The following is a 12067-nucleotide window of genomic DNA, read 5'->3' on the forward strand; positions in this document are numbered from 1 at the left end:
TTCGCGGGACTCCTTTGCGCGCCTTGCTAATGCTCAGCGTTTCGTTAATAGAGTGGTTAGTTAGTTATTTTTTTATGTTTTATTATCTGTTTTGCGATGTAAATATATGTTTTTGTTTTTAAATCGTAGTTATTTATGTGATTTTTTTTAAAATATGTAGTTGTTTTTTGTAAAAATTAGATATTATGTGATTTAATTGTATTGTATATATTGAGATAAAAATTGATTTTGTGTTTTTTTTGCTAATTTTTTATTTAAAAAAGGACATTCTGTTATATAAATAAGTTTATTTTTTTATAAAGTTCTTTTATTTCGTTTTTTAGTGGTTTTTATATTAAATTTTGAAGGATAAAATTGGTCTTTTGATCTTGAATAGGACTGTTTTATGCTATAGATAAGTGGTATCTTTGTAAGAGCAGTTTTTGAGGATATGTGTATTATGCTCGCTGCTGTGAAAAAGTAAATCGTTATGAAAGATACAGAGGAAAAAAACTACCCCAGTGTTATCCAAAGCGCATGGAATTGTAAATGTCCGCGCTGTCGTCAAGGCAACATGTTTGCTGGACCCATTCTAAGCCTGAATCGATCTTCTCGCCAAATGAGAACAGTTTGTCCTCATTGTGAATTGTTGTTTGAAAAAGAGCCGGGATATTTTTATGTAGCGATGTATGTAAGTTACGTATTTGTCGTAGCACAACTAATCGCTTCGTGCGTGGCAACCTATGTTATTACTGGAAATGCGGAGTCTCCGTGGTTGTATTTATTTGTGGCTTGTGCCGCAGTCATCCTTCTAGCACCATTCAATTATCGTTATTCACGCGTTGTGCTGCTATATTGGCTTACCCCTTCGTTTCGTTTCCGCCCAGAGTTATACCGCCGTCAGTCGGCTACAGAAGCAATTCGGTAGCAGCTATAAATCGCTAGTAGTATTTTCGGTACAGATCATACAGTACCATGATGTCGTAGGGCGTGAGTTCAGGCGATAGGTCGGTACGGATATATTTCTTTTTGAATGCACGTACTGCGGTGCGCAAGTTAGAGGTATCGTAGCCTATAATTCGCAATGCATCGGTACTATTGAATGTCGGTGGAGGAGGCGCAAGGTAATTGGCATTATACCAAATGCCGTATCCACGTTCTGCCAAGATTTCCCAAGGAAAATAGGTGCTTGGATCGTCTTTACGTCCGGGGGCGTAGTCTGAGTGTCCTATAAAATTGGTTTGCGGAATACGGTACTTGCTTTTTAAATTGTTAAGTAATATTAACAACGCATTGATCTGTGCATCAGAGAATGGTTCTTTGCCATTGTTATCCAGCTCTATCCCGATAGAAACTGAGTTCATGTCGGTAATATTACCCCATTTGCCAGCACCAGCATGCCAGGCACGGTCGTAATCGTTGAGCATCTGCACCACCTGCCCGTCTCTTCCGATTACATAGTGGCTGCTCACCTGTGTATGTTCTAATTGGAAGGTGCGTATGGTTTGTGCGATACTATTTTGAGACGTGTGATGAATCATCACAAACTGCGGTTTTCGCAGATCATAGTGGATAGCGGGTGCAAATCCATAGTTGCGTTGAATACCCGTGGTATGTAATTCTTCGACTTTTTGCTCTGGAGTTAACAACTGCTGGAAAGACTCTCGGGACGGATCTGTGGTTACAGCAATCGGTGTTAAGATGGCTACCGCATCCTTATGTACGCTGTCCACGACAGGAGTAGGCGAGACAGGAGGCGGCTTTGGCGACACCATAGCTGGTGCTAAAACAGGTTGAGATTTCTTTTTTGCACTAGAACAACCAAGAAAGGTAGAAGCCAAGACAATCATTCCACACGTAATCCACTTTAATTTTATCATCTTGCGCTGCTTGCCCTCTAATTTGTATGTGCTAGTTGTAATAACTGAAATTATGAATGGTTGTTTACTGCCTAGGGAAATTGAATAATACGCCCATTGCCAAACCCTGGCTGTACTGGACACGTGGGCTAGTTTCTTGACCGAATAACCAAGTTCTATCGTACACCATTGTGCCGTTGGCTGTAACACTGATGAAACGAGTTATCTTGGCTGTTAATGTTACATCAAGCCTGTGATCGGGATTAGTTAGTTCGGTGTAATCTGCAAGCAACATATATCTAGATTTTATGTGTAGATTCTTGGTTAAATCTCTATCTAAATTTGCTAGTAATTGTACCCCTAATTCATTTCTTATGGTTCTGCCTGGTAGTACCCCAAATCTGGTGTCAACGCCATCAACCTGTCCATTAGTTGGAATGCTTGAATCAAGCACAAAGGTCTGTCGTGCCGAACCTGTACCGAACCGTAAAGAGAACGTATTATCCGGTTTGTACTCCAAACCAAGGGTTTCTGTTAAATAACCTGGAGACATAAAGCGGGTAATAATTGGCCCTCTATTGTCCTCCGCGGCGTTTTGATATCCTGGAGCAAAGATAGATTCAAAAGCAATGGAGGTAAATATAGACCATCGGCTGGCAAATTTGTAGGCTAATTTATTGTCCCAAAGAATACGGTCCACATTCTTTCGAGCGCGCTGATTTTCATTTGCCAGTACACCATAGCGTAAATCTGCTTCCGTGGTAAAGTTAAAATCGTTGCGATTATACTCCGATTTATGCCAAGCGGTAGTTGACCATGCCATGGAATTAATTCCACCGTCGCGCCAATTGTCACTAAATGATGCTTGATTGAGATTGAAACCTATTCTTGTCCAATGCTTCCAATAATCTACAGACAACCCCAATTCAGGAATCGGGACTTTTACATTGCGAATGCTTAGCGGCCTGTTTGCACGGCTTCCAACAATGCTGGTATCTGGAAGCGCACGAAGATCTTTCAAATCTTGTGCGTCGGCTTTACCAAAACCTATACAGGTTGCTACGGCAACTAAGCAAATTACATGTTTCATAGATTAATTATCTTGTTTTACATCAAAGTCTACCAGTGGTAGTTCAGGCAAAGGTCGCAAATCTGGCAGTATTTTAAACATATTGTATTTACTTTTTATGTATTGTGTCAATTGATAATGACTTGCTCGCGTGGCAAATGCATAGGAAGGTCGGTACCGAATCATAAAATTGTGCAGTTGATCGCCTTTCAGACCCAGCAAATTATGTACGAGATCGGGCGTGAATATAGAGTCTACCACATTGTCTTGATATACTTGCTCCATGTATGCTGTAAATCTACGTGCATTGCGTCCATCTTTACTGAGTAAGTTGTAGATGGCATTGATGCTGAGCCCGGCTCCGGTGGGGCCAACACTGATCAACGAGCCCGCATCGGCAAGATTGTATGCGTCTCGATACGTACGTTTGGATTCTTCATATACCTCCACCGGTGATCGGCGCGCATTTACTCTGACCGGTTGAATGTACCTAAAATCCCGTAACATAGACAGCACTAGAATAGGTTGTTTGGGTACCGAAAGGGTGTCCATAAAAAAACCATCTTTCATAAAGATCAGCGTATCTGTAGATGCCACCTCTAAGCGGAATTCTCCTTTAGCATTATTAAATATTCTTTCGTGTGTACGGGTATTGTAGATTTGCACTCTACCCAGTCGGTCTTTGGATTCTTCATCGTATATAATACCCTCCAGTGTAACCTGCCCTTGCAGACAGCATGGTAGGATGGTTAGAATTAGGACGATGCTATAGATGAATAGGTTCACTACAGTAAAACTACGTGTTCGGAGATAAGAATGCTAATATTTAACATCTTTTTGGAAATGTGATGTTATTTAGAGACAACTAATAGCTGACCGACGGATATATTTTCATCTTCCAAAGCATTGATTTGTATCAATTCATCTACAGATAAACCATACTGTTGACTAATGCTATATAGCGTGTCATTTGCTTTGACTTGATAGATAATCATCGCAACCGGTTTCTTTACTTCTTCTGGTGGTACGACCTCTTCCAATACTTCTTTTTCCTTGATAAGATCTTCAACTTGGTCTTCACGCTTTACTTGCTCAACAAAGGTTTCCGCTTTATCATAGCGATGCAGGTCATATCGCTCAATAAGATCTATCAGTAAGTAAGCATATCGGGGATTGGTAGCATAACCAGCTTTTTTAAGGCCGTGCGCCCAACCCTTGTAATCATCCTTCTTCAGAGTGAAAAGTGCTTCATACCGTTTGCGGAGTAAGAATTGTGAATGATCTTTGAAGGAATCATCCGGGTTACTGTATACGCGGAAGCAATCGTTTGGCCCATCATCCGGACGCGTAATACTACGCCCTTCCCATACGCCACCACACTTAATGCCAAAATGGTTGTTTGCTTCTGTCGCTAAGTAACTGTTGCCATTGCCAGATTCTAATAGCGCTTGAGCCAGCTTGATGCTTGCCGGAATCCCATATTGGTTCATCTCCGATATGGCAATTGATTTGTAGCGGTCTATATAGGAATTGCCACTACTACTCGTGTGGCCAGTCGATCTTCCCCGTGTATTGGGGTGATTGGTTTCGGGCGTGTTATTCCTGGAAGACGGATACGTTTTAGACGTTCGTAAAGTGCCTGGCCTTCTAGAGCTACAGCCAGAGAGTACCAATAAAGCGACAAATAGTATTGCAAACCCGAACTTGCATCCCATCAGTTAAGGAATAAATGTGAATTACTGAATGACGCTAACTTAATTTAGTGTCGTTTTTTCGTCGTATTGATCAAGATTGTACCGATCTATTGTAGCCAGTACTTTTCTAGACCAGTCTCCAGAAGTAGAATATCCAGAACGTGCGATTCCCCTGATCCAAGAATGATAATCTTCTGAGTCATGTTTAAGGAAAAGCGGTTGTGTGGATTTTCTTCGCTGCAGTAAGCCTACAAAATCACGATAAGAAGCAATCGTCGAATCATAACCTTTGTAAGCAGAGTTGATTTTTTTGCTGCTGTTTTTACCTTTTATACCGAAATGATTGTTTAGGTAAGTGGCAATGCGGCTGTTGCCATAAGCGCTTTCGTGAATTGCGATTGCTAAAATTACAGAAGCGGGTACTCCTGTCTCCCGCATAAGCTGTTTGGCAGCTTTGTTGTGTTTCTCTAGATAACTTTTCGGCGTGTACTTGCTTTGAGCAATGCACCATGATGTGCCGATCGTTAACGTGATAAAAAGTACGCATAGTACTTTCATCCAAATTTTTAACATACTACGTTTTTTGGTTCAACCATTACTTTTTGCGTAAAACAAAAAGCCCGTCTCTAATGGGCAAGATCAATTTTTCAACACGTTGATCTGCCGCTAAAAAAGTATTTAATTCTAAAACTTGTCTTGTCTGATTGTCAGGTGCTTCATCCAGCACGCGACCTTTCCACAGCACATTGTCTACTAGAATGAGTCCGCCAGAAGGAATCCTGTCTATAACCATCTCATAATAGTATTTGTTTCGCTTTTTATCTGCATCGATGAAAACAAGATCAAACTGCCCTTCGATCGTTGGAATAACGTCTATAGCATCTCCGATATGATAACAGATTTGCTGACGTTGATCGGCTTGGTCGAAATAGTTCTGCACGCGATCGTGTAACTCCTCATCAATGTCAATCGTATGAATAATACCCTCCGGTCGCAGCCCTTCCGCCAGAGCCAATGTAGCATAGCCGGTAAATGTGCCGATTTCCAAAATCTGTTTTGGAGCAACCAATTTACTCAACATCGACAAGACTCTACCCTGAAAATGACCGGACAACATGTGTGCTTTTGTCTCTTTCAAGTACGTGTCGCGGTTGATCTTTTGCAACAGCGCTGGCTCCTTATCACAAGTGCTCTCCAGGTATTCGCTCCACAATTGATCGGGCATATTCATCGCGACAAATATACTTATTCCCGTCACATACACAAGTTAAAAAGTGTTAATAACCTGTTTTGCAGGAAGTTAAATAGAATTTTTTAGTAACAAATCAAGCCTGCGGAGGGCAGGCTTGATAATAATGTGCAACTATTTTAGTCTAATGATGCGGTGATTAACCGTAGAAATTCAGACCGGGTTACATCATTTTCGAAGGCACCAGTGAAAGCGGATGTAGTTGTTACTGAGTTTTGCTTTTGTATGCCACGCATGGCCATGCACATGTGTTTGCATTCCATTACGACGGCGACACCTTTTGGCTGAAGTGTATCTTGTATACAGTCTCTTATTTCGTTTGTGAGGCGTTCTTGTACCTGCAATCTTCTGGCGAAGGCATCCACCACGCGAGGGATTTTGCTTAGCCCTACGATGTGTCCGTTAGGAATATAGGCAATATGTGCTTTTCCGAAAAACGGAAGCATGTGATGTTCGCACATGGAGTAAACTTCTATGTCTTTCACCACAACCATCTGACTATATTCTTCTTCAAACATCGCACTGCGCAATAGACCGGCAGCATCCACATTATAACCATGTGTGAGGTACTGCAAGGCTTTAGCTACCCGCTCTGGTGTCTTAAGCAATCCTTCACGCTCTGGCTTTTCGCCCAAAGCATCTAGTATATCGGAGTAGTGCGCAGCGATACGTTCTACATCTTTGGTGTTGTATTGATCGATTTTACGGTATCCTTCCACCTCGTCGTCGTCGTCGTCCAAATGGTGCAAATTGTTCATGTAAATTGTTTTATGGGGTATTTGAGCCGAAATACTCGGCGTAGTTGTTTTCTGTCTCGTGTAGTCTTACGGCGTGCAAGATGACGCCCTCCCGATCAAAGGGTACCTGTAGTTCCTCAAAAATTGACTGGGCAATCACTTCTGTAGAAGCCATCTTGTCTCTCATGAAAGCTACTTCCAGATTAATGTTCTTATGATCTACATGTCGGATCACATACTCATTAATAATAGACTTCATCTGCTTAAGATCCATTACAAAGCCTGTCTCCGGGTTTACTTCTCCTTTTACTGTAACAAAAAGTTCATAGTTGTGGCCATGCCAATTAGGATTGGAGCAGTTGCCAAATACGCGCAAGTTTTCTTCGTTCGACCAATCGGCTCGAAACAGCCTGTGCGCTGCACTAAAACGTTCGCGACGTGTAATATAGACCATATGCCAAATATACATGAAAAAACAGTTACTTTGCCAACTAGTCAACGGTCAATTTACATATGGAGATATTAATTGTCGCGGCCACAGCACGCGAGTTGGAGCCTTCGCTATTATTCCTAAAAGATCAGGAAATCGATACGCTAATAACTGGAGTTGGTATGGTAGAAACTGCATTTGCTCTTGGCAATAAGCTGGCTGCAAAAAAATACGACCTATTGATCAATGTTGGCGTGGCAGGTTCTTTTTCTCCCCTGCTACAGCTCGGCGATGTAGTAGAGGTGGAGCAAGATCAACTAATTGAGCTAGGGGCACAAGATGGAGAACAGTTTCTGACGATCGAAGATCTCGGACTTGGTCAATACTTGTTTGTCCCCGCTTTGAGAGCCGATCCCATCCCGAAAACGGGGCTCGAGAAGGTGCATGGCATTACCGTAAATACCGTGCATGGAAATGCTGATGCTATTGAATCAATCAGTAAACGCTTTAGCGGTAGTGTAACTATCGAATCTATGGAAGGAGCAGCTGCATTCCTTGCGGCAGAAAAAAAAAGTATAAGTGCTTTGCAGGTGCGCGCTATTTCTAACTACGTAGAGCATAGAGATACCAGTCGTTGGGATATACCCCTAGCGATTGAAAAGCTACATGAATGGCTTCGTCGTTATGTGGTTTGCCTGCGCTCTTGATCAAGGAAAATACTTGACGCACACTACCATAATTCGATAAATTGTAGTAGCTTTGCCTTGGAAAAACAGACTATTCACTAATACTGATGAGAGAAATACAATTCAGAGAAGCGCTTCGTGAAGCAATGAACGAAGAGATGCGCAAAGATGAAACGATATTTTTAATGGGCGAGGAAGTCGCTGAGTACAATGGCGCTTATAAAGTGAGCCAGGGCATGCTCGACGAGTTTGGTGCTAAACGTGTGATCGATACGCCAATTGCAGAGCTTGGTTTTGCAGGTATCAGCGTAGGCGCAGCGATGAATGGCTTGAAGCCTATCGTTGAATTCATGACGTTTAACTTCTCCCTAGTAGCGATAGATCAGGTGATCAATGCAGCAGCAAAGATTCATCAGATGAGTGGCGGACAATTTTCTTGTCCGATCGTATTCCGCGGCGCGACCGGTAATGCTGGTCAGTTGGCGGCACAACACTCCCAAAACTTTGAAAACTGGTACGCCAATACACCTGGACTTAAGGTCGTGGTTCCTTCCAACCCTTATGATGCAAAAGGTTTATTGAAATCTTCAATTATCGACCCGGATCCAGTTATTTTTATGGAGTCTGAGGTGATGTATGGAGATAAAGGTGAAGTGCCTGAGGAAGAATATTACATTGAGATCGGAAAAGCCAAAGTGGTTAAAGAGGGTACTGATGTAACGGTTGTTTCTTTCGGTAAAATGGTGCCGCGTATTGTCATTCCAGCCGTTGAGGAATTGGAGAAAGAAGGTATCAGCGTTGAATTGATCGATTTACGTACGGTAAGACCTATTGACTTTGATGCGATCATCACTTCGGTCAAGAAGACAAATAGATTAGTAGTTGTTGAAGAAGCTTGGCCTTTGGCTTCCATTTCTTCAGAAATCACTTTCCGCGTGCAGAAAGATGCATTCGATTATTTAGATGCACCAGTTACGCGTGTTACGTCAGCGGATGTGCCTTTAGGATATGCGCCTACGTTAGTAGAAGCTTCCCTTCCAAGTATCACGAAAGTGGTAAAAGCGATCAAAGAAGTTTCTTATATCAAAAAGTAAGATCAATACTATCATTTGGAAACCTCCATGTCGCAAGCATGGAGGTTTCCTTTTTTAATAAAAATACCGCGTATTATTCTTATATTTAACTATTGTCAATAATTTTAGCAAGTCAAAATGAAGAAATTGAAGTTAAGTGTTTGTTTATTTCTAGCCGTAGCGCTAGGAGTGCAAGCACAGGAAAAAGTCTCCTTTCGATACAATCCTCCTATTGGAGAAAAAATGACCTATAACACGGCCATGAATATGGACATCGAAGGTGAGCAATCCATGATTATGGATATGAATATGGTCATGACGCAAACCGCCAAAGATAAAGGTGCCGATCAAATATTTAATATCGTATCGCAGATAGAGTCTATTAAGATGGACATGAATATGCAGATGATGATGATGTCTTACGACTCCGAAAATCCAGACGAAAGTAACCCTGTTGCGCAGCAAATGGGCGAGCAATTCGGACCGTTGTTGAAGAAAGATATCCACGTAAAAATTAATGATCGTGCAGAGGTAATCGATATTACAGACGCAGAGTCATTCTCTGGATTAGGTGATATCAAATCGATGTTTAGCGCGGCAAGCTTTCCAGAGCAGCCGATCACAGAAGGCGAAAGCTGGACCATGGCGGTGCCAAATGAGCAGCTGGGGATAGATTTGAATTACAAACTGACTTATGTTGGTAAAGAAGATGGCTTGATCCGTGTGAACTTGGAGTCTGTACCTGCCGAGGAAGCAACCGCGATGTCCATTACAGCTAATGGATTTAACTTATATGATCCAAAAACGTTCGTCATTGTGAAATCAGAAATTACTTCCAAAATTGATGCACAAGGTACTTCTGTTACCAATAAAGTCGTGATGGAAAAACAATAAGCATACATGCTTATCATTAAATAAAAATAGACGCATCTGTATAGGATGCCTCTATTTTTGTTATAAGTAAAACCAGTAAATTGGCTCTACGAAGTTACTTCCGCTTTATATTCATCCGCAGATAATAAACCATTTACATCATCTGGATTGCTCAATTTAACGCGGATAATCCATCCTGCTTCATAAGCGTCATTATTTACCAGTTCCGGAGAAGCATCAATCGCCTCATTGACAGAAAGTACGGTTGCCTGAACGGGCATAAACAAATCAGAAACTGTTTTTACGGCTTCGATTGTTCCGAAAACTTCATTTGCTGCCACTTCTTCACCAACACTACTGATGTCTACAAAAACGATATCACCCAACTCACGTTGCGCAAAATCCGTAATACCAATAACGGCTTCATCACCTTCCACACGAACCCATTCGTGGTCTTTTGTATACTTTAAATCTGCTGGAAAATTCATTATCTGTCTATAGTTTTTCCAAATTTATCATTATCGGTCGACAATCCAAAAGTTAAATGTAACTTTATTTGATGAACAAGCAGCTCGAAAAGCTCTATCGTATCGCGCAAAAAGAAGAACGGATCATTATTGGGTTGATGTCTGGTACTTCGCTCGATGGATTAGATATCGCACTATGTCGAGTAACAGGTAGCGGCTCCGATACGCAATTGCGTTTGCTGCATTTTACTACGGTGCCCTACACGGAGGATTTTCGAAATCAGGTGAAGCAAATTTTCGCAAAGAAGCAAGTAGATCATTTGCTTTGGAGTACGCTACATGTAAAGGTAGCGCAAGTGCATGCAGATATGGTGAACGCCAGTATGAAAGCTTGGGGCATTAGAGCAGCAGATATAGACGTCATCGCAAGCCATGGGCAGACGGTTTTTCATGCGCCTAAAGACCCTATTAATAGATCTGATCAGCCTAATAGTACGTTGCAAATAGGAGATGGGGACCATATTGCTGTGAAAACAGGGATTATTACGGTTTCCGATTTTCGGCAAAAACATGTCGCGGCCGGAGGAGATGGAGCCCCACTCGTCGTGTATGGCGATGCATTGCTGTATACCTCTGAAGTAGAGCATCGTATCTTATTAAATATCGGAGGCATTGCGAATTTTACTTTTCTTCCCAATAGCAGCTCTTATCTTGAGGCTTACGCCACTGATCTAGGACCAGGTAACACGCTGATGAATCAGTATATGCAGCTGCATCTGGGAGAAGAAATGGATCGCGATGGTGCATTGGCTAGGCGTGGTGTGGTACACGAAGATCTTCTAAACGTGCTATTGTCCATGCCATTTCTGACAAGTAAATTTCCCAAAACAACAGGTCCTGAAATGTTTAATTTAGTGCTTCTGCAAGAGGCTATGCAGCGCGCAAATACAGAGAACTTGAGCCATGCCGATGTGCTGGCGACGCTCAGCGAATTTACAGTACATGTTATTGTGGATGGGGTTCAGCGTGCCGTTCGTGAATTGGATTCGGCGGCGATTTATATCAGTGGTGGCGGTTTGCACAACCCCTATTTACTGCAAGGAATTCAGAAAGGATTGTGGGGGTATCGTGTGGCATCATTTAATGAAATCGGATTCGATCCAGATGCGAAGGAAGCGGCTTTATTTGCGATCTTAGCCAACGAGACCATTGCCGGGGCTCCCGAGCATGTAGCACATATTAATGGTTCACCAGCCGTGTGCATGGGGAAGATTAGTTTTCCCTATTGATCAATGGCCTGATGGATGTAGTTTTTGAACGGAAGACAAGCGGTATACATCTTGAGTACGGCATCCAACGCACCTTCGCTTTCCATCGTCTTTTGTGGTAGCTCACTATGCAGCGTAAAACTTTTTAATTTAAGTAGATCGATATGTGGATGATCTGCCTCGTACCCTGCGGGAGGTCTCACTAGCTTATCTTCTGTGCCTAGATCGGTCCAGCTCCAACCGCCCTTCTGCAAAGCTGCATGAAATTCTTCTCCATTATAATCAATTTCCTGACGGATCAAATCGAGATGGCCTTTATTTGGTCGCCAGTATCCTACGGCAATAAAAATTTTGTTAGGCTCTATGTGAATATAATACTCTGGACCGTCTAGCTTGCGCCCGTCGACAGAAATGCCGGCCGCTAACCAGTTTTTATAAGGGGCTTTGTTCTTGGAAAAGCGAACGTCCCGATAGATCCTAAAAAGACATTTGGCGGGGTTGATATCCTGATGGATATGTGGGTCTACCTCAGACAAGCGCCAGATGATCGCTTGTACGAAGTCTTTCATATTTTGTTGAGCAGCATCATAACGCGCTTTATGCTCTTGAAACCATTCTCGATTATTATGCTGAGCCAGTTCGCTTAAGAAGGCAAAGGTAGCAGGATAGATATTTGTTGTCAT

At 42.2% G+C, this 12067-nt stretch carries 15 protein-coding genes; 5 read left to right on the forward strand and 10 right to left on the reverse strand.

What is annotated here, in order from left to right:
- Positions 1 to 469: 469 nt before the first annotated feature.
- The gene (locus M8998_RS11560; protein ID WP_249992916.1) at positions 470 to 907 is read left to right on the forward strand and encodes a DUF983 domain-containing protein; all 438 of its coding nucleotides are present in this window, start codon (positions 470 to 472) and stop codon (positions 905 to 907) included.
- A gap of 13 nt (positions 908 to 920) precedes the next feature.
- Here M8998_RS11560 and M8998_RS11565 read toward each other — a convergent pair whose 3' ends face one another.
- The 8 genes from M8998_RS11565 to M8998_RS11600 form a co-directional block, all read right to left on the reverse strand.
- Positions 921 to 1859: an N-acetylmuramoyl-L-alanine amidase gene (locus M8998_RS11565; protein WP_249992918.1), complete on the reverse strand. Its 939-nt coding sequence runs from the start codon at positions 1857 to 1859 to the stop codon at positions 921 to 923.
- 64 nt (positions 1860 to 1923) lie between these two features.
- A complete protein-coding gene (locus tag M8998_RS11570; RefSeq protein WP_249992921.1) occupies positions 1924 to 2928 on the reverse strand; it encodes a DUF3078 domain-containing protein in 1005 nt (334 codons plus the stop codon).
- Positions 2929 to 2931: 3 nt separating this feature from the next.
- A complete protein-coding gene (locus tag M8998_RS11575; RefSeq protein ID WP_249992923.1) occupies positions 2932 to 3693 on the reverse strand; it encodes a hypothetical protein in 762 nt (253 codons plus the stop codon).
- 65 nt (positions 3694 to 3758) lie between these two features.
- The gene (locus M8998_RS11580) at positions 3759 to 4622 is read right to left on the reverse strand and encodes a glucosaminidase domain-containing protein (protein WP_249992926.1); all 864 of its coding nucleotides are present in this window, start codon (positions 4620 to 4622) and stop codon (positions 3759 to 3761) included.
- A gap of 39 nt (positions 4623 to 4661) precedes the next feature.
- Positions 4662 to 5159: a glucosaminidase domain-containing protein gene (locus tag M8998_RS11585; RefSeq protein WP_249992936.1), complete on the reverse strand. Its 498-nt coding sequence runs from the start codon at positions 5157 to 5159 to the stop codon at positions 4662 to 4664.
- A 37-nt stretch (positions 5160 to 5196) separates the two neighbouring features.
- A complete protein-coding gene (locus M8998_RS11590) occupies positions 5197 to 5832 on the reverse strand; it encodes an O-methyltransferase (RefSeq protein ID WP_249994118.1) in 636 nt (211 codons plus the stop codon).
- A gap of 137 nt (positions 5833 to 5969) precedes the next feature.
- On the reverse strand, positions 5970 to 6608 hold the full coding sequence (gene folE, locus M8998_RS11595) for a GTP cyclohydrolase I FolE (RefSeq protein WP_249992938.1): 639 nt from the start codon (positions 6606 to 6608) through the stop codon (positions 5970 to 5972).
- Between the two features lie 10 nt (positions 6609 to 6618).
- A complete protein-coding gene (locus tag M8998_RS11600; RefSeq protein ID WP_249992964.1) occupies positions 6619 to 7041 on the reverse strand; it encodes a 6-pyruvoyl trahydropterin synthase family protein in 423 nt (140 codons plus the stop codon).
- A 59-nt stretch (positions 7042 to 7100) separates the two neighbouring features.
- On the opposite strand from M8998_RS11600, the gene mqnB reads away from it, so the two are divergent.
- From mqnB to M8998_RS11615, 3 genes are all read left to right on the forward strand, one after another.
- Positions 7101 to 7724, forward strand: coding sequence for a futalosine hydrolase (mqnB, locus tag M8998_RS11605; RefSeq protein ID WP_249992968.1), 624 nt, complete (start codon positions 7101 to 7103; stop codon positions 7722 to 7724).
- Positions 7725 to 7810: 86 nt separating this feature from the next.
- Positions 7811 to 8797, forward strand: a complete 987-nt coding sequence (locus M8998_RS11610) for a pyruvate dehydrogenase complex E1 component subunit beta (RefSeq protein ID WP_249992971.1) — start codon at positions 7811 to 7813, stop codon at positions 8795 to 8797.
- Between the two features lie 117 nt (positions 8798 to 8914).
- Positions 8915 to 9670 (forward strand): DUF6263 family protein, encoded by a 756-nt coding sequence (locus M8998_RS11615; protein WP_249992973.1) that lies wholly within the window; start codon positions 8915 to 8917, stop codon positions 9668 to 9670.
- 86 nt (positions 9671 to 9756) lie between these two features.
- On the opposite strand, the gene gcvH is transcribed toward M8998_RS11615, so the two are convergent.
- Entirely contained in the window at positions 9757 to 10137 is a 381-nt protein-coding gene (gene gcvH / locus M8998_RS11620; RefSeq protein WP_249992975.1) for a glycine cleavage system protein GcvH, read from the reverse strand.
- A 71-nt stretch (positions 10138 to 10208) separates the two neighbouring features.
- Between gcvH and M8998_RS11625 the strand changes: the two genes are divergently transcribed.
- Positions 10209 to 11405: an anhydro-N-acetylmuramic acid kinase gene (locus M8998_RS11625; protein ID WP_249992978.1), complete on the forward strand. Its 1197-nt coding sequence runs from the start codon at positions 10209 to 10211 to the stop codon at positions 11403 to 11405.
- Here the strand turns inward: M8998_RS11625 and M8998_RS11630 are convergent.
- Positions 11399 to 12067, reverse strand: a complete 669-nt coding sequence (locus M8998_RS11630) for a DUF2461 domain-containing protein (protein WP_249992981.1) — start codon at positions 12065 to 12067, stop codon at positions 11399 to 11401. The genes M8998_RS11625 and M8998_RS11630 overlap by 7 nt on opposite strands.

The sequence above is a fragment of the Sphingobacterium sp. lm-10 genome (genome assembly GCF_023554555.1).
Taxonomy (GTDB): Bacteria; Bacteroidota; Bacteroidia; order Sphingobacteriales; family Sphingobacteriaceae; genus Sphingobacterium.

What these genes read in the sequence shown, in the direction of transcription:
- M8998_RS11560 (WP_249992916.1), top strand. Translation starts at nt 470, where the DNA reads ATGAAAGATACAGAGGAAAAAAACTACCCCAGTGTTATCCAAAGCGCA.
- M8998_RS11565 (WP_249992918.1), bottom strand. Translation starts at nt 1,859, where the DNA reads ATGATAAAATTAAAGTGGATTACGTGTGGAATGATTGTCTTGGCTTCT.
- M8998_RS11570 (WP_249992921.1), bottom strand. Translation starts at nt 2,928, where the DNA reads ATGAAACATGTAATTTGCTTAGTTGCCGTAGCAACCTGTATAGGTTTT.
- M8998_RS11580 (WP_249992926.1), bottom strand. Translation starts at nt 4,622, where the DNA reads ATGGGATGCAAGTTCGGGTTTGCAATACTATTTGTCGCTTTATTGGTA.
- M8998_RS11585 (WP_249992936.1), bottom strand. Translation starts at nt 5,159, where the DNA reads ATGAAAGTACTATGCGTACTTTTTATCACGTTAACGATCGGCACATCA.
- M8998_RS11590 (WP_249994118.1), bottom strand. Translation starts at nt 5,832, where the DNA reads ATGAATATGCCCGATCAATTGTGGAGCGAATACCTGGAGAGCACTTGT.
- folE (WP_249992938.1), bottom strand. Translation starts at nt 6,608, where the DNA reads ATGAACAATTTGCACCATTTGGACGACGACGACGACGAGGTGGAAGGA.
- M8998_RS11600 (WP_249992964.1), bottom strand. Translation starts at nt 7,041, where the DNA reads ATGGTCTATATTACACGTCGCGAACGTTTTAGTGCAGCGCACAGGCTG.
- mqnB (WP_249992968.1), top strand. Translation starts at nt 7,101, where the DNA reads ATGGAGATATTAATTGTCGCGGCCACAGCACGCGAGTTGGAGCCTTCG.
- M8998_RS11610 (WP_249992971.1), top strand. Translation starts at nt 7,811, where the DNA reads ATGAGAGAAATACAATTCAGAGAAGCGCTTCGTGAAGCAATGAACGAA.
- M8998_RS11615 (WP_249992973.1), top strand. Translation starts at nt 8,915, where the DNA reads ATGAAGAAATTGAAGTTAAGTGTTTGTTTATTTCTAGCCGTAGCGCTA.
- gcvH (WP_249992975.1), bottom strand. Translation starts at nt 10,137, where the DNA reads ATGAATTTTCCAGCAGATTTAAAGTATACAAAAGACCACGAATGGGTT.
- M8998_RS11625 (WP_249992978.1), top strand. Translation starts at nt 10,209, where the DNA reads ATGAACAAGCAGCTCGAAAAGCTCTATCGTATCGCGCAAAAAGAAGAA.
- M8998_RS11630 (WP_249992981.1), bottom strand. Translation starts at nt 12,067, where the DNA reads ATGACAACAAATATCTATCCTGCTACCTTTGCCTTCTTAAGCGAACTG.